The sequence below is a fragment of the Proteiniphilum sp. UBA1028 genome, assembly GCF_002316955.1.
Lineage (GTDB): Bacteria > Bacteroidota > Bacteroidia > Bacteroidales > Dysgonomonadaceae > Proteiniphilum.
Genome location: NZ_DCEN01000020.1, coordinates 48,341 through 72,874, shown reverse-complemented (window position 1 = coordinate 72,874; position 24,534 = coordinate 48,341). Strand labels below are relative to the sequence as shown.

21 protein-coding genes and 1 pseudogene are annotated in these 24,534 nt (G+C 45.8%); 8 read left to right on the top strand and 14 right to left on the bottom strand.

Annotation, left to right across the window (positions count from 1 at the left end; translation table 11 throughout):
* Positions 1-204: pseudogene (locus B3Z75_RS02540) on the top strand (hypothetical protein); the annotation flags it as partial.
* A gap of 91 nt (positions 205-295) precedes the next feature.
* Here the strand turns inward: B3Z75_RS02540 and B3Z75_RS02535 are convergent.
* The 7 genes from B3Z75_RS02535 to B3Z75_RS02505 form a co-directional block, all read right to left on the bottom strand.
* Positions 296-535: a heavy-metal-associated domain-containing protein gene (locus B3Z75_RS02535; protein WP_294067380.1), complete on the bottom strand. Its 240-nt coding sequence runs from the start codon at positions 533-535 to the stop codon at positions 296-298.
* Positions 532-2,436, bottom strand: a complete 1,905-nt coding sequence (locus B3Z75_RS02530) for a heavy metal translocating P-type ATPase (RefSeq protein ID WP_294067378.1) — start codon at positions 2,434-2,436, stop codon at positions 532-534. Before B3Z75_RS02530 ends, B3Z75_RS02535 begins: the two co-directional genes overlap by 4 nt.
* Positions 2,437-2,563: 127 nt before the next feature.
* On the bottom strand, positions 2,564-3,847 hold the full coding sequence (gene eno / locus B3Z75_RS02525; RefSeq protein ID WP_294067376.1) for a phosphopyruvate hydratase: 1,284 nt from the start codon (positions 3,845-3,847) through the stop codon (positions 2,564-2,566).
* Between the two features lie 182 nt (positions 3,848-4,029).
* Positions 4,030-4,641 carry a MarC family protein gene (locus tag B3Z75_RS02520; protein ID WP_294067374.1) on the bottom strand — a complete coding sequence of 204 codons (612 nt, stop codon included), beginning with the start codon at positions 4,639-4,641 and terminating at the stop codon, positions 4,030-4,032.
* Positions 4,642-4,728: 87 nt separating this feature from the next.
* Entirely contained in the window at positions 4,729-5,907 is a 1,179-nt protein-coding gene (locus tag B3Z75_RS02515; protein WP_294067372.1) for a glycosyltransferase, read from the bottom strand.
* Positions 5,908-6,010: 103 nt separating this feature from the next.
* Positions 6,011-6,646, bottom strand: coding sequence for an OmpH family outer membrane protein (locus B3Z75_RS02510; protein ID WP_294067370.1), 636 nt, complete (start codon positions 6,644-6,646; stop codon positions 6,011-6,013).
* A gap of 12 nt (positions 6,647-6,658) precedes the next feature.
* Positions 6,659-6,880 carry a hypothetical protein gene (locus B3Z75_RS02505; RefSeq protein ID WP_294067368.1) on the bottom strand — a complete coding sequence of 74 codons (222 nt, stop codon included), beginning with the start codon at positions 6,878-6,880 and terminating at the stop codon, positions 6,659-6,661.
* A 141-nt stretch (positions 6,881-7,021) separates the two neighbouring features.
* Between B3Z75_RS02505 and B3Z75_RS02500 the strand changes: the two genes are divergently transcribed.
* The 4 genes from B3Z75_RS02500 (at position 7,022) to tatC (ending at position 10,841) form a co-directional block, all read left to right on the top strand.
* On the top strand, positions 7,022-8,476 hold the full coding sequence (locus B3Z75_RS02500; RefSeq protein ID WP_294067366.1) for an aminoacyl-histidine dipeptidase: 1,455 nt from the start codon (positions 7,022-7,024) through the stop codon (positions 8,474-8,476).
* 10 nt (positions 8,477-8,486) lie between these two features.
* Complete coding sequence (locus tag B3Z75_RS02495) at positions 8,487-9,515, top strand: hypothetical protein (protein ID WP_294067364.1); 1,029 nt, start codon at positions 8,487-8,489, stop codon at positions 9,513-9,515.
* A gap of 165 nt (positions 9,516-9,680) precedes the next feature.
* On the top strand, positions 9,681-9,890 hold the full coding sequence (locus B3Z75_RS02490; RefSeq protein ID WP_294067362.1) for a Sec-independent protein translocase subunit TatA/TatB: 210 nt from the start codon (positions 9,681-9,683) through the stop codon (positions 9,888-9,890).
* Positions 9,891-10,010: 120 nt separating this feature from the next.
* On the top strand, positions 10,011-10,841 hold the full coding sequence (tatC, locus tag B3Z75_RS02485; RefSeq protein ID WP_294067360.1) for a twin-arginine translocase subunit TatC: 831 nt from the start codon (positions 10,011-10,013) through the stop codon (positions 10,839-10,841).
* Between the two features lie 11 nt (positions 10,842-10,852).
* Here the strand turns inward: tatC and B3Z75_RS02480 are convergent, their stop codons facing one another.
* The 7 genes from B3Z75_RS02480 to B3Z75_RS02450 all read right to left on the bottom strand — a co-directional run bounded on the left by B3Z75_RS02480 (position 10,853) and on the right by B3Z75_RS02450 (position 18,874).
* Positions 10,853-11,233 (bottom strand): YccF domain-containing protein, encoded by a 381-nt coding sequence (locus tag B3Z75_RS02480; RefSeq protein ID WP_294067358.1) that lies wholly within the window; start codon positions 11,231-11,233, stop codon positions 10,853-10,855.
* Positions 11,230-11,610, bottom strand: a complete 381-nt coding sequence (locus tag B3Z75_RS02475; protein WP_294067356.1) for a RidA family protein — start codon at positions 11,608-11,610, stop codon at positions 11,230-11,232. Before B3Z75_RS02475 ends, B3Z75_RS02480 begins: the two co-directional genes overlap by 4 nt.
* A gap of 105 nt (positions 11,611-11,715) precedes the next feature.
* Entirely contained in the window at positions 11,716-12,459 is a 744-nt protein-coding gene (rlmB, locus tag B3Z75_RS02470; RefSeq protein ID WP_294067354.1) for a 23S rRNA (guanosine(2251)-2'-O)-methyltransferase RlmB, read from the bottom strand.
* A gap of 141 nt (positions 12,460-12,600) precedes the next feature.
* Positions 12,601-14,304 carry a DNA repair protein RecN gene (gene recN / locus B3Z75_RS02465; RefSeq protein WP_294067352.1) on the bottom strand — a complete coding sequence of 568 codons (1,704 nt, stop codon included), beginning with the start codon at positions 14,302-14,304 and terminating at the stop codon, positions 12,601-12,603.
* 6 nt (positions 14,305-14,310) lie between these two features.
* Complete coding sequence (locus B3Z75_RS02460; RefSeq protein ID WP_294067350.1) at positions 14,311-15,273, bottom strand: DUF4835 family protein; 963 nt, start codon at positions 15,271-15,273, stop codon at positions 14,311-14,313.
* A 19-nt stretch (positions 15,274-15,292) separates the two neighbouring features.
* Complete coding sequence (locus B3Z75_RS02455) at positions 15,293-17,299, bottom strand: OmpA family protein (protein ID WP_294067348.1); 2,007 nt, start codon at positions 17,297-17,299, stop codon at positions 15,293-15,295.
* Positions 17,300-17,353: 54 nt separating this feature from the next.
* On the bottom strand, positions 17,354-18,874 hold the full coding sequence (locus tag B3Z75_RS02450) for a DUF4301 family protein (RefSeq protein ID WP_294067388.1): 1,521 nt from the start codon (positions 18,872-18,874) through the stop codon (positions 17,354-17,356).
* Positions 18,875-19,213: 339 nt separating this feature from the next.
* Here B3Z75_RS02450 and dnaK point away from each other — a divergent pair, with 339 nt between their 5' ends.
* From dnaK to B3Z75_RS02435, 3 genes are all read left to right on the top strand, one after another.
* Complete coding sequence (gene dnaK, locus B3Z75_RS02445; RefSeq protein WP_294067346.1) at positions 19,214-21,124, top strand: molecular chaperone DnaK; 1,911 nt, start codon at positions 19,214-19,216, stop codon at positions 21,122-21,124.
* 176 nt (positions 21,125-21,300) lie between these two features.
* Entirely contained in the window at positions 21,301-21,624 is a 324-nt protein-coding gene (locus tag B3Z75_RS02440; protein ID WP_294067344.1) for a hypothetical protein, read from the top strand.
* Between the two features lie 406 nt (positions 21,625-22,030).
* A partial coding sequence (locus B3Z75_RS02435) for a SusC/RagA family TonB-linked outer membrane protein (protein ID WP_294067342.1) occupies positions 22,031-24,534 on the top strand: 2,504 nt, incomplete at its 3' end.

The following is a 24,534-nucleotide window of genomic DNA, read 5'->3' as shown; positions in this document are numbered from 1 at the left end:
GCCTTTTGGATGCGAATGGAAAATATTCCGGCAAAAGAAGTTGCCAGAGAATTGAATACGACGCCTCAAACAGTTCACAATGCTTTTTCGAAGTTGTTAAATACTGTCCGGGAGCATTTAAAGAAACATTATCCGGAAATTCAATCAAACAAAAAAAAACTATTAACCATGATAGTATCCGTTGTAATTTATTTCTTCAGATAAATTATCCAGTGTATTCTTTTGGGTCATCGGTACCAACACTGGGAGTGTACAAAGCAGTTTTGTTTTTTATTGATTTACATTACTGATCATGCTACGAAACGATTTTTACGGTGGATTTCTCTACTCCGTAACCCATTTTTATAATGGCATTTTCAATCTGATCTACGGAAGATTTTTTGCCATCGAAGTCGACTTTCACCTTGCCGGCATTAAAGAGGACCTTCACAGATTCCTTATCGATACCATCCAGCCCTTTTACTGCTCCCTCAATCTTTTGTATACACGAAGGGCAGGTCAATGTCTCTAACTGAATTGTTGCTGAATTTTTCATTTTCGTTTCCTTTCTTTATGTTTGTGTTTATTAAAAATCATCTCTTTATATTGCCGCGGACGGTACCGGAGTAATCTCATGCCATTCAAAATGACAGCCAGGATGCTTGCTTCGTGCACCAGCATGCCGACCGGCATATTCACCCATTCGCTGAACAACAGACCACCCAGTAATACGAACACGACACCCACCGCTATCGCAATATTTTGTTTCATATTTACTGTCATAGCTTTTGTCAGGCCCAACGCATGTGGTAGACGGCTGAAGTCGGAATTTACCAGCACTACATCCGATGTTTCAATGGCCACATCCGTGCCGTTACCCATGGCGATACCGATATCTGCCAGTGCGAGAGAAGGACTGTCGTTGACGCCATCACCGACAAAGGCTACGGTTCTGCCTTTATCTTTTAACTTCCTAACATAACCCGACTTATCTTCCGGCAGCATGTGACCATGAGCCTCCGTCAATCCCAGTTCGCGGCTCACAACGTCTACTGTCCCCTGGTTATCGCCCGAGAGCATCACAAGGTTCTTTACGCCCATTTTTTTAAGTCGTCCAAGATCTTCTTTTACGCCGGGGCGTATCGGGTCACGCACCCCCATCAACAACTTCAGCACACCATCTACCGATGTCAACACCACCGAGTTACCAGACTCAGAGAGCCGGGAGATATCTGTTTTCACCTCTTCGCTTAAAGGTACCTGCACCTGCTCCATCAAAACCACATTGCCAACCGCTACACGATGTCCCTTAACCTCGGCTACGATACCTGCCCCTTTCACCACTTCGGTATTTTGTACCGGAGAGAAAGTGGCATTTCCAATTTCTTCCAGTATGGCCCTGGCAAGCGGATGATCCGATTCCTGTTCAATACTGGCCAGATAGCCCAGCACCTCCTCCTTACCAGCGGTATAATACCGGGTTTCTGAGACCAGGGGATTGCCGATGGTCAGTGTACCTGTCTTATCAAACAACATGGTATCGGTGCGGCTGAAATCGCGGATGACTTCACTACCCTTCAACAGGACACCATGTCGTGCACCATTGCCGATACCAGCAACATTGGATACGGGTACGCCAATCACCAGAGCACCGGGACAGCCAAGTACCAGCATGGTGATGGCCAGTTCGAAGTTGTTTGTGAGCAGCCAGACAACAAACGCCAGTAACAGCACTGCCGGCGTATAGTATTTTGAAAAACGGTCAATAAATCGTTCTGCTTCCGATTTCGAATCCTGGGCCTCTTCCACCAACTCGATAATCTTACCAAATGTGGTATCTTCTCCCACTCGATCGGCCGTTATTTGAATGGTACCATTTTCCAGTATGGTGCCGGCATAGACATTTGCATCTTTTTCTTTTCTCACAGGGACAGCTTCACCCGTAATGCCGGCCTCATTGATATGGCCTTCACCACTGACAACAATACCATCAACAGGAATTTTCGCGCCGGTTTTCACCAGCAACACATCACCCACAAGAACCTCATCGACAGGCACCTCGTCAAAACTACCATCCACCGTCCGCTTCAGTGCGTTTTGTGGAACCATCTCTGTCAGCTCCCTGATGGCAGAACGCGTTTTGTTCAATGTGCGTTGCTCCAGAAAGGCGCCAAAAAGAAACAAAAAGGTAACTATGGCCGATTCTTCGTAGTTCTGCATCAAAAATGCTCCTGCAACAGCAATGGTGACCAGTACATCGATGCTGATCACCTTCACTCGTAAAGCCTGAATAGCCTGAATAGCAATAGGCACAACGCCCAGTATAGAGGCAATGATCAGCGACCAGGCATAGAAATCCCTATTCCCGGTTGTCCATTTACTTGCAAATGAAAAGACAATCAGGAAAGCACTGACAAGTGTAATCTTATTTTTCCAATTCACGATGTTTCGTTGCATAAACAGTCCCTTCCCTTTGTTTTGTAGGACAAAGGTATCTGCAAAAAAACAGAAAAACCGTCACCCAGGCGACAATAAAAAAAAGCCACCCCGGAGGATGGCTTTTTCACGCGTCATAAAATAGAGCTTATTTTATTTTCTTGTAACCATACACGGCGCGGTCGCCCAGTTCTTCTTCGATGCGAAGCAGCTGGTTGTACTTTGCCATACGGTCGGAACGGCTCAAAGAACCCGTCTTGATCTGTCCGGCGTTGGTAGCTACCGAAATATCGGCGATGGTCGCATCTTCCGTTTCTCCGGAGCGGTGTGAGGTTACGCTGGTATAACCATTTCTGTGAGCCATCTCGATAGCGTTGAGCGTTTCGGTCAGCGTACCGATCTGGTTCACCTTGATCAGGATAGAGTTGGCGCAACCCATTTTGATTCCCTTTTCGAGGAACTCCACGTTGGTTACAAACAGGTCGTCACCAACCAGCTGGCATTTATCACCAATCTTGTCTGTAAGGAGCTTCCATCCGTCCCAGTCTGCTTCATCCATACCATCTTCGATGGAATCGATCGGATATTTCGAGATCAGTTCGGCCAGATAGTCTGCCTGTTCAGCTGAATTGCGTTTTTTACCTGTAGCACCTTCAAACTTGGAGTAGTCATACACGCCATCTTTGTAAAATTCCGAAGCAGCGCAGTCGAGACCAATCATCACATCTTTTCCCGGTTCATATCCTGCGTTCTTTACAGCAGTAAGAATCGATTCAAGGGCTTCTTCCGTTCCGCCTGCAAGGTTGGGGGCAAAACCACCTTCATCACCTACGGCAGTACTCAGGCCTTTATCGTGCAGTACTTTTTTCAGAGCATGAAATACTTCGGCACCCATGCGCAATCCCTCTTTGAAAGAGTTTGCACCTACCGGGCGAATCATAAACTCCTGGAAAGCGATGGGAGCATCAGAGTGAGAGCCTCCGTTGATGATGTTCATCATGGGAACAGGCAATACGTAGGTGTTGGTACCCCCGATATAGCGGTAAAGAGGCAATCCAAGATAGTTGGCTGCAGCCTTAGCCACGGCAAGTGATACACCCAGTAAGGCGTTGGCACCCAGGTTCGACTTGGTTTTTGTGCCATCCAACTCCAGCATTTTAGCATCGATCTGCGTCTGTTCCAGCACATTCATGCCAATAAGGGCAGGCGCAATCACATCATTGATGTTTGCCACAGCCTTCAACACACCTTTACCAAGATAACGGCCTTTATCTCCGTCACGAAGCTCCAAAGCTTCATTCTCGCCGGTAGAAGCACCCGAGGGAACAGCAGCACGGCCAAAAGCACCTGACTCTGTCACTACGTCAACTTCAACGGTGGGATTCCCTCTTGAATCCAATACCTCCCGTCCTAAAATACTTACAATTCTCATGTTGTTGAATTTTTATAATAAAATAATTTTGTCCTTCTAACAGACTAAATAATAACCTCATACCTACCTGCGAACCCGACCGGATATTCGCACGCAAATATACATATTTTTTCTGCGAAACAGTCTGTCCGGAACCGGAAAGTTAGGTTAAATGTCAATAAGAGCAAGAAAGTCCCTGCATCTCATAACATAGAGGCACCATTCACCGTGGCTATCAGTGTGCTCAGATTTGAGGTAAGCAGTTTTACAGAGATTGCCATCAGGATGACGCCAAAAAATTTCCGAAGGATGTAGGCCCCACTATCCCCCAGCAGCTTTTTCACGGCGTCAAGATATCTCAGTACCAGATATACAATGATCAGGTTAAAGACTACCGCAATAATAATATTTACCGTACTATATTCCGCACGCATGGAAAGCAGGGTGGTGAAACTTCCCGGACCGGCGATCAGGGGAAAAACGACAGGAAACAAGGTAGACGAATTGTCTTGATTATTGTTGTCGTTTTTAAAAATCTCCACCCCAAAGATCATTTCGATGGATAGAATAAGCAGTACCACGGCTCCGGCCACGGCAAAGGCAGATATATCAAGCTGAAAAAGTTTCAAGATCCACTCCCCAACAAAAAGGAAGCCTACAAGTATGATGAGCGAATAAAAAGCGGCTTTCTCAGGATGAATTGTTTTATCCTGACTCTTCAGATTTAAAAAAATAGGAACCGATCCGGTCACATCAATGATGGCAAACAGGACCAGAAATGCGCTCACAATTTCCACAGCATTTATTGTCCACATAAAATACTCACTTTAGAATAATGATATTATTTACTTTCATTTTGCACACAAATTTACGCATTTTCACCTGGACTACCAAAGAGGAAATCAAAATTTGCCACCCAAGGAGGTTATTTTTACATATGGGAAAAAATTGGGATGTACACAATTCAGGTACTTGATGATCCTGAAAGCATTGAAATGATGAAAAAAACGTTTACGGAATGTTGCCAATGAGGCACAATTGCTGTTACAGTCGGCAATATCTTCCGCAAACCGCACCTCCTTCAGGAAATGCAGTAGAGCAGGATGCAAATCGATGGTCATTTCTTCCACTTCCTTCGGATCTTTCCGGAAAAAAACATCCTTCCTGTCGAAAAGCTGTTTCAATGTTTCGAAGGCGTCTGGCGAATAGACCTTCAGCACATCGTCCGGTTCATTCAGAATCTTTTGCAATGCAGGCCCGGTACCAAACGGCACACGATCCGAAAATCGGGCCAAAGGATAAACCCACACGTCATTAAGCTCGGCGATCTCCCCCAGGGCAAACACTTTTTGCAGAAAATAAAAATCTTCCCCTCCCTGCTGTCTCCCCATCCCGCCAACACGTACATAAGCATCTGCCAACACGGAAAAGGCCGAGCCGACAGTGTGGTAGTAGAAGGGGAATCCTGTAAACCGGAGCATTTCACGATAATAGCGGAGATAATCTTCGTATTGCCTCACCGCACTTTCCAGTATTTTATTGTTGCCTGCACGGTGGTGAAAATTATGCACTGTAGCTTTCAAGCGATTATTTTGTGCAAAAGCAGTGTATATGGCGTTGAAAAAATTTTCGGAAACCGTACAATCTGCATCCAATGATACAATTATTCCTCTGGCATTGTCTGTACGAAGAAAATGCTCCACGGCAAGGTCCATTCCGATTTTGCGGGCCAATCCTACACCGGCATATTTTCGGGGCAGCCTCTCAAATAGCAACGGCAGAAACAGCCTCTCTTCATCGTTATAATTTTCAGCAAACTCTTTGGCCTGCCCAAAGGATTTCCGGTTTTGCTCAACTCCTTCTGCGGTGGATCGTTCGCTCGAATTAAACACAACCACCGTTGCAATCCTGATCGCTGGCAAAGGTGCCTCCAAGAGGCTGCGCAACGTATCAAGGAAACCAGGTTCATTGTAACAGGGAATTACGACGATCATCTCCGCAACAAACTCCCGAGGAAAAGGAGTTCCTCTGTATTGGGGCTTCTGCCTTTCTATATATGAGTTCCAGTTTTTCCTGTTCATGAGAAGGAGTGTATCAGAGATGCAACCGTGTTACTGAAAACATAACAAGGGCTCTTTTTACAAAGAACCCTTGTTATGCACTAACAATTCGGACAGTTTTGTATTATTTTTGCCCGGTAGCTGTTGCGGTAACAGGGCCGTATTTGGCATTGAGGAATTCAACCACATCGTCCGTAATGTCATATTTATCATCGGCATAAAGCACTGTGCTTGTCGTCCGGTTACTGAAAATAATCTCGTAATGCCTGTTTGCGTTGAATTCTTTCATCCTGGCTTTGATGGTATCTTCCATCTGTATGTTCAACTTCTGTTGCTCCAGCATAAACTCCTGGGTTAACCGCTCAGCCAGCTGCTGGTATTCCTGGTTCATCTGTACAATCCGCTCCTGCTCCTGTTGGGCTCTTTCCTGACTCAGGAAAGCATTGTTCCGTAACTTACGGTCAAATTCCTGGGCAGCAGAATTGATCTGATTTTGTCTTTGATTCAGTGTTGCCCGGGTGCTTTCTTCTTTACGCAACAACGACTCATTGAGATCTTTTGCAAAATTGTAATTGATCAGCAGGGAATCCACATTCACATAGGCAATAGGCAATGTGATGGATGTGTCGTTCAACAAAACGGAAAGATTTTTTCCGGCGGATCCGTTTACAGAAGATTCAGAGGTAAAGTGTAAGATGTAAAGAATAATGATTGCAATCGCCAACACTCCGCTGACGATGAAAGGAGTAGAATTCTTCATTTTTAAGGAAATTTATATATTTTCAGACTTCAATATTTTTTCGATGGGACTTTCTTTCCGGCTCATCTCGGCATCCTGCGAGGTAGCGCAGGTGATACCCCTTTCCTGCATTGGTTTGCTGTCACCGATATGCAGGCTGGGAAATTTGCCTTTCTTTGTAAAAAAGACCTGCATCCCCATCAACAAAATGGCGATGAACAAGATAACGATGCCTAAGATCAGTATTTTTACCATAATGCTCAGTTTTAACGTCGCAAAGATAGTCTAATTAGCCAATTAAACCACATTTTTTCTCATTAAAGAACCATTTTTTTTTGCTGATACGCTTTATTTCTTGTATTTTTATCGAATCTAAATCAATCAAAAATTGCCGTTATGACGATCAAAGACTTACAGCCTTCTGCTATCTGGGGCTATTTCTATGATATTACACAGATACCCCGGCCATCGAAAAAAGAAGAGCGGATACTTAACTACTTGCTCGATTTTGCCAGGAAGCACAACTTGGAAGCAAAGCAGGACAAGGCAGGTAACATCCTCATCACCAAGCCCGCCACCAAAGAAAAAGAGGGTGCACCCACAGTAATATTGCAGTCGCACGTAGACATGGTTTGCGAAAAGAACTCGAACGTAATGCACGATTTCGATAATGACCCCATTGAAACCATCATCGACGGCGATTGGGTGAGAGCAAACGGCACAACATTGGGTGCTGACAATGGAATCGGTGTAGCAGCACAACTCGCAGTACTGGCTGCCGACGACATCGAACATGGAAAAATAGAGGCACTCTTCACCGTTGATGAAGAGACGGGGCTTACCGGGGCATATGCGCTCGAAAAAGAATTTCTCACAGGCAACATGCTCATCAACCTGGACACCGAGGAGGAAGGAGAGATCTACATTGGATGTGCCGGCGGAAAGGGGACGAAGGCCTATTTCAAACACAAAGAAAAGGACGCTCCGAAGAAATACTTCTGGTTTCGTATCACAGTGAAAGGTCTCCGTGGCGGCCATTCGGGAAGCGACATTGACAAAGGATTTGGCAATGCCAACAAGATTCTTGCCCGTTTCCTGCACTCTCTCACCCGGAAGAAGTACGGTTTGGTCTTATCGGAGATCGGTGGAGGGAACCTGCACAATGCCATTCCACGGGAAGCATTTGCCCTTATGGGAGTAAAGGAAAAATACAAAGAAGAAATCAGGGTGAAGTTAAACCTGTTCCTCACAAAAATACAAAACGAATACAAAGATATTGAACCCAACATCGACATCCATCTGGAGTCGGAGCAGATGCCGTCGAAGGTAATCAACAAGGGCACCACAGAAAAGCTTCTTCTCTCCTTGTATGCCTGTCCTCACGGCGTGATCGGCATGAGTCGCGACATTGAAGGACTGGTGGAGACCTCCACCAACCTGGCATCGGTAAAGATGCTACCCAATCATCAGATAGAAGTAGGTACCAGCCAGCGCAGTTCAGTGGAATCACAAAAAGAATATGTGGTGAATATGGTATCCTCGGTCTTTGAATTGGCCGGTGCGAAGGTCGTTCACAGCGAAGGTTATCCCGGCTGGCAACCAAATACAGAATCTGCGCTTCTGCAGCTTGCTGAAAAAGAATACCAAGCGCTCTACAACAAAAAAGCGAAGGTGAAAGCAATCCATGCTGGTCTGGAATGCGGACTGTTTCTCGAAAAATATCCTAACCTCGACATGATTTCTATCGGGCCCGACATGACGGATGTACATTCGCCCGATGAAAAAATGAAGATCTCTTCCGTTGGCAAATTTTGGGATTATCTGGTTAGAATACTGGAAACAATTGAATAAATAGTATGCCATGATGCGCCGTGTTGTTGTCTTGGTTTTCCTGCTGATGGCATGCAACCCGGGGATCTTCTCCCAGGAATATTTCCGGGTGATGTTCTACAATGTAGAGAACCTGTTCGACACGAAGGATGATTCGTTAAAAAACGACAACGACTTTCTTCCGGAGGGGTTTATGCGATGGAGTTCCTGGAAATATTGGGAGAAACTACGCAATATCACCCGCGTGATCACGGCAGTAGGTGGAATGCAGTCGCCCGCACTGGTGGGGTTGTGCGAAGTGGAGAATGACAGCGTCATCTTCGATCTTACCATGCGATCCCCCTTGCGGGCACAGGAATATGCCTACCTTGTTTCCGACTCACCCGATGAGCGCGGCATTGATGTAGCGCTGCTTTACCAGCGACACCAATTCAAATTACTGGAAAGCAGGGAGTATGAGATCCGATTTGGCAAACAACTCCAACGACCTACCCGAAACATCCTCCATGCCGTGGGACAACTCATCAACGGCGACACGCTCGATGTGTTTGTCTGCCATTTCCCGTCACGCAGTGACGGACAACGGAAAACAGAACCTTTGCGAATAGCAGCCGCGGAGCTCTTGCGGGAGAAAACGGACAGTCTTTTTCTGACACGGAAAGAGACCCACATCCTCATTATGGGTGACTTCAACGATCACCCAGACAACAAAAGCCTGTCACACACGCTTCAGGCGAAGCCTATCCCGGTGCTACCCGAAAAAAAAGAGTTGTACAACATGTTCTATCACCGCATGAAGGAGCGCGACTTCGGAAGTTATAAGTTCCAGGGACGCTGGGAAGTGCTCGACCAGTTTATTGTAAGCGGAAATCTGCTGATGAGGTCGAACACCCTCCACCTCAACGAAAATAATGCGCTGATTTTTAAGGAAGAGTTTCTATTGGAAGAGGACACCCGCTATTACGGGAAAAAACCGTACAGGACAAACACAGGTCCACGCTTCCTGGGTGGTTTCAGCGATCACCTGCCCATATACATGGATCTGATTGTGCGGCTTTAGTGAACTTAAGTGAGCATAGCCAGGTTTGTCTAAGCTATGCCATAGCGAGTGAATATCTGGTTTTTGTGAACTTTATACTAAAACACAGCGCCTTTTTCACAAATAAATTCTACATTTGCATTTCATATCGTATGGAAAATATAAACTTTCAAACAAATAAAACCTATGAATCCACTTCTCATTAATTTAAACGGTTGGGAAATACCCATCATTGTATTGGTCATTTTGATTCTCTTCGGAGGTAAAAAAATACCCGAATTCATGAAAGGATTGGGCAAGGGAATTAACAGCTTTAAAAAAGGTCTGAATGATCTTGAAGATGACATTAAAGCTGATCCTACCGAACACAACTCAAACTCAAACGGCAACAAGTAAACAGGCAAAGAGGGTACGATAAATACTTTTCTTACACACTGAGCAATAATCTATTCTCGATCACAACCTGACCTTTTTCGGGTTGTTGTCGGGAATTAAATTCTATATCGCAGGGTAAATATGGCAGAGAAAGAAATGTCCTTTTGGGATCATCTGGAGGAATTCCGATGGACACTGATCCGTATTATCATTGCGGTGATCGTTTTTTCCATTGTGGGATTTATCATTATACCCCACATCTTTGACACCGTGATTCTTGCACCCAGAACATCGGATTTCATCACCTACCGGTTTCTGGAAAAAGCTGGTGAATACATTCCCTTTTTACCCGACTTCTCAGCAGAAGCTTTCAATGTGAAAATGCTCAACATCAACATGACGACGCAGTTCATGACATACATTTCCACGTCGTTCGCATTTGGAGTACTCTGCACCATACCCTTTATATTGTTTGAACTTTGGAAGTTTATCAGTCCTGCCCTTTACGAGAACGAAGCAAAAGGAGTAAAAACAGCTTTCGGGTTCGGAGGATTCATGTTTGTGATCGGGTGTCTGGTGGGTTATTTTATTGTGTTCCCCCTGATATTCCGGTTCTTGATCACCTTTGAGTTGAGCGAGTCAATCGAGAACATGATCTCTCTCGACTCCTACATGAGCAACTTCTACACCCTTATCCTGATCATGGGACTGGTGTTTGAGCTTCCTTTGGTCTTTTGGCTGCTCTCGAGCCTGGGACTGGTCTATCGTCCTTTCTTCAAGAAATTCAGGCGACATGCTATCGTGGGTGCCCTGATACTGGCCGCCTTTATCACGCCTTCCGGTGATCCATTCTCTCTCTTCGTCGTCTCGCTTCCTCTCTATGCCTTATGGGAAATAAGCGCTTTTATCGTGAAGAAAGAGCCGTCTGCGGAAGAGGAGGAAGAAGAGAATCTCCCTGCACTGCTTAAATAATCGTTTCCTCTTTAGAAACCGTTATTAACAACCTTCTTTCCAAAGGGAGTAAACGCAAGCTTCATCAACTTAAAATGCTGATTGCCAAAAGGAATTCCGATAATGGAGATATAAAAAAGCAGGCCGAACAATAAATGAGTGAGCACGATGGGAAGCCCTCCCACAAAAAACCAGATCACATTCATCAGCAGAGAAAGACAACCTGAGGACGATTCATTGTGAATAACCCTTTTTCCGAAGGGCCACAAGGCTACCTCTGCCAGCTTGAGCGACTGAAGCCCGAAAGGGATGCCAACGATGGTAATCATCAGCGCCAGGCTGCCCACTACATATTCGATGGCTACAAAAACACCCCCAAAGACAAACCAAATGATGTTCCCAAGTGTTTTCACTTTACGGCTATTACTTCAATTTCCACCAGTGCGTTTTTGGGAAGTGTCTTCACGGCAAAAGCTGAACGAGCCGGAAACGTGCCGCTGAACTGAGCTGCATACACTTCGTTCATCCCCCCAAAGAGTGCCATATCCTCCAGAAACACCGTCGTCTTGACAATATGGTCAACATTGACCCCTGCGGCAGACAAGACCGCGTTGATATTCATAAAAACCTGTGCCGTTTGTTCCTTGATACCGCCCGGCACCAACTCTCCCGTGGCGGGGTCGATGGGCAACATTCCCGAAAAAAAGAACATGCCGTTCGCCTCTATAGCCTGACTATATGGGCCAATAGCTGCAGGCGCGTTGTTTGTTGAAATTTCTTTTTTATCCATTGTTATAATTGTTAGTTTCATTGATCGGCAGTCGGCCTTTAACAATAATCAATCAGCCGGCTCCCGAGCTTTACAGCTTATATCTTCACGATGCGTCTCGTATGCTCACCCTTTTGTTCTTCTCTGCCTTACAACCTCATAGATCATCACTCCCGCGGCAACAGAGACATTGAGGGACTGAATGTTGCCAAATTGCGGAATCTTCACCAGCTCATCGCTAACACGCAGATGATCTGAGGCAACACCCATATCTTCTGCCCCCATCACGATGGCTGTTGGCACGGAAAAATCGGAGTCGGTATAAAATGTGGCTGCTTTTTCTGTTGCTGCCACCACTTTGACGCCGCTATTTCTCAGGAAGACAATGGCTTCCTTCAGGTTTTGCTCCCGACAGACAGGGATCGTATGTAAAGCACCGGCCGATGTCTTGATGGCATCGGCATTCACTGTTACGCTCCCGCGTGCCGGGATTACAATGGCGTTCACACCGGCTACTTCACACGTACGGGCAATAGCACCAAAATTTCGCACATCGGTAATACCGTCCAATAGAAGAATGAAAGGATTTTTTCCTTCTTCATAAAGCAATGGCACAATATTCTCCAGCTTCTGATAGGTGACGGCAGAGGTGAACGCAATCACGCCCTGGTGGTTCTTCCGGGTAATACGGTCGATACGTTCAAGAGGAACCCGCTGCATCGGTATTTCGTACGCACGAAGCAGCTGCTGGAGCTCCATAAACAATTCTCCAGACAGTTCACGCTTTACCAGTACCTTATCGATATCCTTCCCGGCCTCGACCGCTTCCATCACGGCACGGATGCCGAAAATCATCTCTTTTTCTTTCATATGATTAAAACTATTTATTTCCAGGGCATCATACGGAACTCGCTTTTAATCATATTCTTGTGTAAAAATAGTTTTCATGCTCGTTTCATATAATTTTTCTTTACAACCTTATCTCACGATGCGCCTTTACTCTTAAGCGCCTCATGTCTTATTCTTGTGCCTGATCTCTTTTGTGTCTAATAAAGGCTTCTCTCCCAGCATTACCCGTGCATTCTCTACAGCTTGTGCCGAGATCTCCGCACCACTGAGCATACGTGCAATTTCAGCTACCCGTTCGTCGGGTGTCAGCTCTTTGAGCTGTGTGGTGACTGTCTCGGCCGTTTCATCTTTGTAAACCACGAAATGAGCATGCCCCTTCGAAGCAATTTGTGGCAGATGGGTAATGGCCATCACCTGCATCTCCCTGCTCATCTCTTCCATAATTGCCCCCACTTTATCGGCAATCTCTCCCGATGTACCGGTATCAATCTCATCAAAAATGATGGTAGGCAGAGCAGTGGCACCGGCGATCATCGATTTTAAGCAGAGCATCAGTCGTGACATCTCACCTCCCGATGCAATCTGCGACACGGGTTGCAACTCTCTGTTTTTATTGGCAGAAAAGAGAAATTGCACATTGTCGGCCCCGGTAGCATCAGGGTGACTCTTGGGAGTAAACTCACATCGAAACCGGGTGTTGGCCATCTTCAAAAAAGTAAGTTTCTCTACAAGTTCTTTTTCTATGTCGGGAGCGGCAGCCTCTCTTTTTTGGGTCAACCGCCTTGCATTGCCTAGCATGGCGGATCTCTTAATCTCTACCTCCTTCTCCAACGAAGCCAGTCGTTCGTCAAGCGAGTCAATATTTTGAAGCTTCATCCCCATCTCATCGCGCAACAGAGCCAACTGATCCACGGTAGCTACGGAATGCTTCTTCTGCAGGTCATAAATCACACCCAGTCGATCTTCAAGCAGCTGCTGCCGATCTGGATCAAAATCGATCTCTTCAAAGAGACGCGATGCCTCCTCGCGCACATCTTTCAGCTCGATATATGCTGTATCAACTCTCATGGCCAGCTCAGCCACCCTGGGAAAGACGGCCTGCAGCTGTTGCAGTGTATCTCTCACTGTCCGCAGCATTGATTCCACATTTTGCTCATCGCCCGACAGCAGTGACGTAACAGCAAAGAGTCCCGATTTGATTTCTTCCGAATGAGTGACAGCCTCCAGCTCGGTCTCTAGTTTCTCCTGTTCACCGGGTTGTAGTGCTGCTTCGGATAAAGCTGTATACTGGAACCGCAAATAGTCTTCTTCCTCCTTATTTTTACGGGCCTGCCGATGCAGCTCTTTCAGCATTTGTTCAACGGAACGATAATCGGTAAAAGCCTTTTCATATTCCATCCGCTCATTTCTGGTGTCGGCAAGCAGATCCACTACGTTCAGCTGAAACAAATTATCATTCAATGCCAGATTTTGATGTTGGGAATGGATATCGATGAGTCTGTCGCCAAATCCTTTCAGATCGTTCAGGTAAACCGGCGAGTCATTAACAAAAGCCCGCGACTTGCCGTTCGACCAAATTTCCCGTCGTAGAATGCATTCCTCTCCGTCGAAGACCCAATCAAGTTTTTCAAAAAGAGGTTCCATGCAATAGGCAGATATGTTGAAAACACCTTCAATCACGCATCTCGTTTCACCCTGTTTGATGTGGCGTACGTCGGCGCGTTGGCCGAGAATCAGGGAGAGTGCACCCAAAATAATGGATTTTCCTGCCCCCGTTTCACCGGTAATCACAGAAAATCCTTTGTCGAATTCGATATGAAGCGAGTCGATCAATGCATAATTCTGAATGGATAGCGATTTTAACATATTATTTTATCTCAACTTTTCAAGCACGGTGCCACGTGCAGGATATATTTTCCTGAGCGTCTGATAAGCTTCTCGTTTTGTTATTACGCTGCCGGTTGAAAGCAGCGAGATAAGTTCATCGAGTTTGGCATCACCAAACATCGGAATCAATACCGAGCCGGGGTGCTCTTCGTGGAGCAATAAAAGAGGCAATACCGAAGAGGCTATATTCTCCATCCCCACCGAAGCGTTGGCAGACAACAAATCGAGTCCCAACGCGTGGTACCTATACCACATCTTCCGGAACTCTTCCCCAAATCCTTCGTTGAAGGAGATTGCCGTGACTGAACGGCTCCGGCTGTTTCTGTCCATCTCCCATCCTCTCCAGCCGAAGGGTTGCACGGATGCGGCAATCTGTTCCATTTCACGGAAGAAAGGAGTTCCACCCAAAGGAGCATCGGCGTCACCCGCGAGTCCGAGGATCAGATAAACATAAAAAGCGACGGTTGCCGTGAGGTTGTCCTGCACAAAATGGGGGTCGAACAACAAGGGTTGATATGCCGTATACCCGAACTCGAGATGCTTATCGCGTATATTCAGCATCGGCGTTTCCCGAGCATCATCACGTACCGGTCTGCGTGACTGCACATACAATTCCCCCCTGAACATACCGTTTGAAACGACCTCGGTAATCAGTAATGTAAACATGCAATCAATCTTTTCATACGAATCAGCGGAAAGATCACTCCACCTGCGTCCATTGATGAAGGTGCGCAATGCCTCTTCAAGCGAGGCGAACAACTGCTTGCTAGTTCCCTGCACAAGGTCGCTCTGTACCTTTACCGTAGCATTCAACTCTCCTGCCGACAGAGAGAAAATCCCTGCCGTTGTAAACATCCAAACAAACAAACACTTCAGAATAACTCCCATTCCGCTCATGAAATTTTTTCCGGAATCCTTCCCCTGGCTTTTACGAACAAAATTACACATTATTTTGGATAATCTGTTTTCAGGGTGCGAAGAATGTCGGCTCAATTACCCGGAATTCTGCTCTGCGATTGACCTGATCAGCAACTGCCTGTTGCGGGGGTGGAAGCTTCCCGACGAATTCTTCCGTGAGCAGGTCTCCTTCCTTCAGAAAAACATGCTTGGCTGCAATATTTTTGCTCACACGCTTGGGTTCTGTTTCTCCCAGCCCCGTAGCTGTGAGTCTGTTCTCGCCGATGCCTCTCGCCGTGAGATAATCGGCCACCGCCTGCGCCCGTCTTGCAGAAAGATCCAGGTTATAAGCTTCACTGCCGTTGCGGTCGGTATGGGCGGTAAGTTCAATTGTTATCTCCGGATATGTTCGAAGAAGTGCGACAAGTTTATCGAGCTCCTCCTTCGACTCTGGACGGAGGGTGGCACAGTCATAATCATAGAATATATTTTCCATAACGACAGGCTTGTCATAAGGAATCATTTCAAAATCAACATAGTAAAGTGTATCTTTCTCTTCGGATGTTGTGCGGAGAGATTGCTTCTGATTGAGAAAACCTTCAGCACTCGCCATCAGCAAATAATCCACCCCCCTGGCTGCTATAAACTGGTATTCCCCCTTTTGGTTAGTGATAAATCGCAGTTGTGATCCGTCGCTTCCCACCACGCTCACTGTTGCACCAGGGATAAACTCATCCTCCTGATCCACAGCAAACCCTTTCACCCGGATCGTTGTCTTCTGATAGAAAAAGGAATAGAGATGATCGTAGCCGCGCACATCGTCTCTGTTGGAACTAAAAAAGCCCTCTTCTGCATCGCGCACAAAAGTGATACCGAAATCATCCGCCGGAGAGTTTAACGGCGCAGGCAAAGAACGAAGCTTCCATCTGCCTGAGTTCTTCTCCCTCACCGCCTCAAACAGATCCAAGCCTCCCCTCCCGGGATGTCCGTCGGAAGAAAAATAAAGTGTGGAATCGGTCCGCATATAGGGAAACATTTCGTTTCCGGCACTGTTGACCGGCAGGCCCAAATTCTCCGGCAGGCCCAAACTCAGCGGCATATTCAAACTCCCCGATGCATCTACTTCAAGGCCGGACTTTATCTCCACCCGCCAAATATCTTTTCCGCCCTGTCCCCCCGGCATATCGGAAACAAAATAGAGAAAACGACCGGATGGGCAAATAGCCGGATGGGCAAATAGCGACAATGTGTCGCCCTTTACGATCTGAAGAGGTCGGCCGGCAGTCCATTTTCCATTCACCCTCTTCGAATAATAAATAGAGGTGCCTGCGGAGCGATGAGCATCGGCTCCGCTAAAAGTATAAAACATCCATACTCCGTCATGCGAAACGGAGGGAGTACCCTCATCGAAGCCGGTGTTTATTTCGCCAGAAAGGCGTTTCGGTTTCTTCCACGTCCCACTTACGTCCTTTTCAGAAATAAACAGATCGTTGTACTTCATTCCTGTCACCGGACTTCTTGTCTCCCCCGCCACTTCGTCCCTCGACGAGGTGAAGTAGAGATGACTATCCCGGTGTGCCAGCACCGGACTAAATTCAGCACGCGCAGAATTGAACAGATCCATCCGCCGCGCCACATAACGGGAAGGCCGCTCATGCTGTGCCATTACGACACCTTCCAGTCCATTCGCAGCAAGCCGGTGTCCCGGCTGTAGGCGCAGAAAATTGCGATATGCTTCCGTCGCCTCCGAATATTTCCCCTCCCGGTGAAGCATCCGGGCGTAAGAAAGGAGCATCATCGTATCGGGATAGCCAAAGCGAATGGCATTGCCGTACGCAACCACGGCACGCGCGGACTGGTTCAGTGCCCGGTAATTTTCCGCCATTTCAAAAGCGATCACACCACGCATGGCGTAATCATCCCGCGAAATATTCCGGTACAGTTTTCGGTATGTCTCACTTGCTGCATGATACTCCCCACGCACATATTGCGCCCTCGCATCGCTTAGCTTCGCCTGATCACAGGAAACCGAAAAAACAGCAATGGCCAGCAGTAAATATGTAATCCGTAATCTCAAAAAAAGCGTTTATGTTCTAAACGGATTTTAACATGAAATATTGTAAATACCGGATCACGACTGATGTTCGGGCCTCAGCAGGTCGTTTACTGTCTTCACGGGGTTGAAGGTGGAAACCGGTACCTCTACAAAAATTGTATTCCAGTCGCTCATGGCCCCATTCCACAAGCCCGGCATCTCCAGCGCCTTGAGCTCCTTCCCGCTCTTCGACTTGTGGGAGATGAATCCGGTATCGGGATCGACAAACCTTATCAGGTCGAACTTGTCACCCTGATAGTTTCTCACACCACAGACCACGTCAACAGGATTAAAATGCGACCCTTTTCTGAAAGCATCCATCGCACAGGGATCATTTTTATCGATCTGGGAACTCTCCAGGATCTGGAGCGAGGAGGTACCATCGGGATTAACCGCAATAAAGGGACCACCACCGGGCTCACCCACATTCTTTACCATTCCACACACCCGGAAAGGACGGTCGAGTTTTCTTTTCAGATAAGCTTTGAGAGCATCATCGTTATCAAAATTCCGCGGACTTGAAACAAACAACTCTTTCTCAGTAAAGTCCAGCATTTCATGCAGCTCCGCTGCAGACACCTCGCCGCTGTCGAGTTTTTTCAGGTAGTCGAATGACCGCTGCTGCATGGTCACCAGGATTCCCGCCAGCAGTTTTTTATAATGTGCTTCGTTCTCTTTCATCCTGTCCGGGACCACATTATCAATATTCTTAATAAAAATAATATCCGAATCTATGTCATTCAGGTTTTCAATCAGCGCTCCGTGACCTCCCGGACGGAAAAGCAATGAACCATCCTCTTCCCGGAAAGGCTGATTGTGCATATCCACAGCAATGGTGTCGGTGTAAGATTTCTGGATACTGAATGTCACCAGAAAAGAAGCGCCCAGTTTAAATTCATAATTTAGCTTTCTGGCAGCCACAAGCAGTTCAAACAACTCCTTGTGTTCTTCTGACACGGTGAAGTGCACACACACCTCGCCCGCTGCATTTTTGGCATAAAGAGTACCCTCCGTCAGATGCTCCCCCACAGGGGTTCGGTTTCCCTCAGAATATTTATGAAAGAGAAGCAATCCTTTTGGCATATTACCATAATTCAACCCCTCGGGATAAAGCAATGCAGCCACCACCTCCTTGAATTTACCTTCGCCACACAACTCCTCCGCACCTTTATCGAAGAGATCCTTACAGGTCTCGTCCAGCGAAACAAAAAATGCGAACCGGGTCAACTGTGCAAAAAATGTTTTTTCGAAAGCAGTGACAGGTTCTTCATAATCTGCATCAAGAAAAGTATACAGATCTTTGAACATCCGACTTGCGGCACCCGAGGCCGGCACAAATTTGGTGATGGTCCTCTCTCCCTTCAGGTAATCGTGCCACACTTTCAGGTAGGCCTCCTCCTCTTTTTTCGTCACACTCACGATTCCTTTATCCACAGAAGCTGCTGCCACAATAGACAGGTAGGGAAATCCGGTATTGAAATGATGCAGCTGTGCATCAATTTGTGCCTGTGAGATTCCTTTCTCACGCAGCAAATTAAGGTCTTGTTGTGTAAACATAGCCTGTATAATTAATAAATTAAAAAAGAATGCCTTGTTGTCTACTCCTCCAAAGGTAAGAAAATCTTCCCGAACAGCTACGTTCACAATCATCATTTTTATTCGGACAAATAGATGGAGCTATTGACAAGTGCTTTTTTCAAGAATCCCTCCATACTTGTGTATCATAGACTTTATCATGGAGCGACCCCGACATATTGGCAGAATTGAAAGAAAAGAGAAAATTTGGCACAACATTTGAAAAGGAATGATGTAAAGAAACAATCTTTCGGCAAATATATGCCGTCAGATCGTAAAAAAACAAGTCAGAAACATATAAAATTAAACATACGACAGACTATGGGAAAAATAATTGGAATTGACCTGGGAACGACCAACTCTTGCGTATCCGTCATGGAAGGCAACGAACCGGTGGTGATTCCCAACAACGAAGGCAAACGCACCACCCCTTCGATTGTGGCTTTTATGGACAGTGGTGAACGCAAGGTGGGAGATCCGGCTAAACGGCAGGCCATCACCAACCCCAACAACACCGTCTCTTCCATCAAGACATTCATGGGAGAAACATTCGACAGGGTGCAGAAAGAGATAGGACGCGTACCTTACAAGGTAGTTCGCGGCGACAACAATACACCCCGTGTGGATATCAACGGGCATCTCTATTCTCCGCAGGAAATATCGGCCATCGTATTGCAGAAGATGAAAAAAACGGCCGAGGACCATCTGGGACAAGAGGTAAAAGAGGCAGTAATCACTGTCCCTGCATACTTTAGCGATGCACAGCGCCAGGCAACCAAAGAAGCCGGCGAGATTGCAGGGCTCACCGTACGCCGCATCGTCAACGAGCCCACCGCAGCTGCATTGGCCTACGGACTCGACAAGCAGAACAAGGACTCCAAGATCGCTGTATTCGACCTGGGAGGGGGTACATTCGACATCTCCATTCTGGAGCTGGGCGATGGCGTCTTCGAAGTGAAATCGACCAACGGCAATACTCACCTTGGTGGGGACGACTTTGACCACCGCATCATCGACTGGCTGGCAGAGGAATTTCTGAGCGACGAGGGCATCGACCTGCGCAAAGACCCGATGGCACTACAGCGTCTGAAAGAAGCTGCAGAGAAGGCAAAAATTGAACTTTCCAGTGCCACTACCACTGAAATAAACCTCCCGTATATCATGCCGGTGAACGGTATACCCAAGCACCTGGTAAAAACACTTACCCGTGCCAAATTCGAACAGCTGATCGACGATCTGCTACAGAAGTGTGTGGATCCTTGCCAAACGGCCATGAAGGATGCCGGAATGTCCAACTCCGACATCGACGAAGTGATTTTGGTGGGTGGTTCCACCCGTATCCCTGCCGTGCAGAACCTGGTAGAAAAACTCTTCGGTAAAAAGCCTCACAAGGGTGTGAATCCCGACGAGGTAGTAGCCATTGGCGCCGCTATCCAGGGAGCCGTACTGACGGGAGAGGTAAAAGATGTGTTGTTGCTCGACGTCACACCGCTTTCGCTCGGCATTGAAACCCTGGGTGGTGTCATGACCAAACTGATTGATGCGAACACAACCATCCCCACAAAAAAGAGCGAAGTCTTCTCTACAGCGAGCGACAACCAGCCCTCTGTGCAGATCAACGTGCTGCAAGGTGAGCGTTCGATGGCACGTGACAACAAACAGATCGGCGTCTTCAACCTCGACGGCATTCCACCTTCTCCACGTGGCATTCCTCAAATTGAAGTGACCTTCGATATTGATGCGAACGGCATCCTGAGCGTTACGGCTAAAGATAAAGCCACGGGCAAAGAACAAAAAATTCGCATAGAAGCATCCTCCGGCCTGAGTGACGATGAGATCAAGCGCATGAAGGAGGAAGCAGCCGCCAATGCAGAAGCCGACAAGCTCGAGAAGGAACGCATCGACAAGTTGAACCACGCCGATGCAACCATCTTTCAGACCGAAAAACAGCTGAAAGACCTCGGCGACAAGATACCCGCCGACAAAAAGGCACCGATCGAAGCGGCTCTTACCAAACTGAAAGAGGCCCACAAAGCACAGAATCTGGAGGGAATCGACGCTGCCACCAACGAACTGAACACCGCTTTTCAGGCAGCATCGCAAGATATGTACAACGCCACCAACGCGCAGGCAGGTGCGCAACCGGGCGCTGATGCAGGTGCACAATCTTCGCAGGGCAGCGGTCAATCTGCAGAAGATGTCACCGACGTGGATTTTGAAGAAGTGAAGTAATTTAACATTATAAACGATTACAAACAATCAGTAAAGAGGCTGTCTCAAAATAGAGGCAGTCTCTATTTTTTTGTACTATGTTCAAAAGAACGGCAAGTTCTCATTCCATCAACGAGAACTAACCTAATACCTTAAAGATTAACATCTTTAAGCTCCTTTAAAGGAGTACAAAAATAATGCTTAAATCATACACTACCAACGATATCCGATTCTTGTGGTTGAGCGGGATGAATGTCCCGGATCATAACTCCATCAACCGGTTCCGTTCGGGACGAACGCAAGCAAGCTTCAAGTTGGATTACAAAGACAATCTTTGGCGTAATTTCGGAAGCGAAGAAGGCAGACGCACTATCAATCTGGTAATGAAAATGAAACAAGGTTCAGTTTCTGATGCAATTAAAATACGGGAAGAAAAAGCCGACTTCTCTCTATCCGGGCACTCGCAGATTTACGCTTACCTGGATAACGATGATGGGAAAAAATCGGTGCGATTTCATTGAGGAGTTTCTCATGACCGGAGAAGTCAAGCAGCGATTTACTCTGGAATAAAACGAGGTTTTTAACAAATAAGCAGAATGGGGAACAACCTGCACCAACTTGTCCATAAAGCACCCATTCAAGGGGTATGGCATATTGAAATATCAGGGTAAGAACTGATAACAGAAATACACAAACTGATAAAACATTTTAAACCATGACTGCAAAAATAGTGAAAGGAGTCAGCTTTTCAGGCGCTGTCGTGTATATGCTGAGCAAGAAAGAAAAAGGCTGAACGTTATAAACGAAATAGATATTCATTTACAACACATTGTTAACCTTCAAGTGTTAAGTAGCAAACTCTTAATAAAAATGAAACTACCTCGTAACAATTATAACTTTTCTTTGTAATAAAGTTCCAATTCTTTAATGAAATTAGATAAAAACTTTATGATTAAATTTAAATTGTCGAGCATATTTATATGCTTTATTGTAATTTCTTTGTCCTATTCACAAAGAATTTCTGCACAAAACAGTAACCTGCGGGGAACTGTCAAAGATGTTGAAGGTGCACCGCTCATTGGAGTAAATGTTGTTCAGAAAGGAACAACAAATGGGACTGTTACAAACGTTGATGGTAACTTTTCAATTGACGTTCCAGCAAACACTGTATTAGTTTTTACGTATATCGGATTTTCTTCCAAAGAAGAATTGCGAAACGGTAGAAACTTTATGGAAGTAACACTTTCTGAAGATCATCATGTATTGGAAGAAGTTGTTGTAACTGCGCTTGGATTAAAAAGAGCTGAACGAAGCCTTGGATATGCTGTTAGTCAAATTGAGTCCGATGCAATAAACACAAATAAAACAGTCAATGTGCAAAGTGCATTGATGGGTAAAGTTGCCGGCTTAGATATTGGAGAGGCTGCGACTGGAATCGGCGGTTCGAAAAGGACCGTGATAAGGGGAATTTCATCCATATCCACTTCCGGAGACTCGTCACCGTTGTGGGTTGTTGACGGAATACCTATTAGCTCGGGAAGTTTTGGCAGAAGCTCCGACGCCATGGGAGGCATTGATTATGGGGATGGCGTATCGGGATTAAATCCCGACGACATAGAATCCATCTCCGTTCTGAAAGGTAATGCTGCAGCTGCTCTGTATGGTTCACGTGCATCTAACGGGGTTATTATTGTTACAACCAAAAGTGGAACAACTGCCAGAAAGGGTTATTCAATTGATATTTCCTCAACCACAAGTCTCTCGACTATCAACGATTTAACAGATTGGCAGTATGAATACGGCCAAGGTAGAGATGGTGTCAGGCCGACAAGTCAACAGGAGGCGCTCGTTACCGGAGTTTCAACATGGGGCGAGAAATTAGATGGGAAGCCAACTGTGCAATTCGACGGTATCGAACGGCCTTATTCGGCTCAAAAAAATAATATGAAAAACTTTTACTCAAACGCTTTACTGACTTCCAATACACTTGCTATTTCAAGAAACATGGAAAATACGAACTTCCGTTTGTCGTTTGGGCATACCGATAGTAAAGACTTTGTAGAAACAGGTAAATTCATTAAGAGAAATGTCTCTGTTAATGCCGGTACTCAAATCGATTGGTTCTCTGTGGACTTGAGTTCAATGTATATTTACGAAGGAGCAAAAAACAGGCAATACGTAGGTGGTAATGTAAGAAATGCCAATTATACCTTGACGTTGATCCCGTCAAACATCAATGTTCTGGACATGAAACCCGGATATCATCCAGATGGTACTGAACTTATTTTCACCGATGGTGCGGTTACCAATCCCTATTTTGTAATTGACAGGGTATACGAAGAAGATAGTAAAAATCGGCTTATGAATTCAATTACATTAAAGGCTGAACCTTTCAAAGATTTTTACTTACAAGGTAGATTATTGCAGGATTATTACTTTTTCAGGCGGATGAATTATCAACCCGAAGGTATGAACTGGCAACCTTTTGGAGGCGAATTAAGAGAACTTTGGCAGGAATTTCAGGAAATGAACTATGAGTTTACAACCGGTTATCGTACAACTGCAAATCAATTGTCATTCAATGCTATGCTGGGAGGAAATATAATGCATCGTTTGGCCCGTTCAAATTCAGATTCGGGAACACCGTTTGTTATTCCCGGCATTTACACGTTAAACAATACATTAACCAAAACTCCTTCGATGGGAAAAGTGGAATCACAAACAAATTCGTTATTCGGAATGGCTGAATTTGGATACAATAACTACCTCTACTTAACTTTAACCGGAAGAAACGATTGGTTTTCAACCCTACCTATAGACAACAACAATTTATTTTATCCTTCTGCTTCGTTGAGTTTTGTATTTACGGATGCTTTTAAATTACCCGAAAACATAATTTCCTATGGTAAGTTAAGAAGTTCCTTTGCCAGAGTCAGTGGCGGAGCTGAACCATACAGTCTGGATTTGGAATATGGGTTAGACAGTAAAAACTATAACGGACAGGTGTTGCAAAAGATCAATTCATCTGAAATTCCCAATAAAAAATTACGTCCGTTGATTTCCTCGGAATACGAAATAGGACTGGAATCGAGATTATTTAACGGGCTTTTATACTTTGACGTAGCTTATTACAACAAACAGGTAAGAGACGATATTGTGTCGGTTACCGTTTCAAATACAACCGGTTACAGCGAGGCAATTATGAATACAGGAAACATCAATAATTATGGCGTTGAAGCAATGGTGGAGGTAAAACCAATAAATAATCGGAAGTTTGTGTGGACAAGTACTGCTGTTTTTGCAAAAAATTACAACAAGGTTATTGGTTTAGGAGGCGACATCAAAAGTATCCAGATAGGTAGAGCAAAAAATGACGGTGTTTTCATAAACATTGATGAAGGACAGCCATATGGGGTTATCAAAGGTTCAGT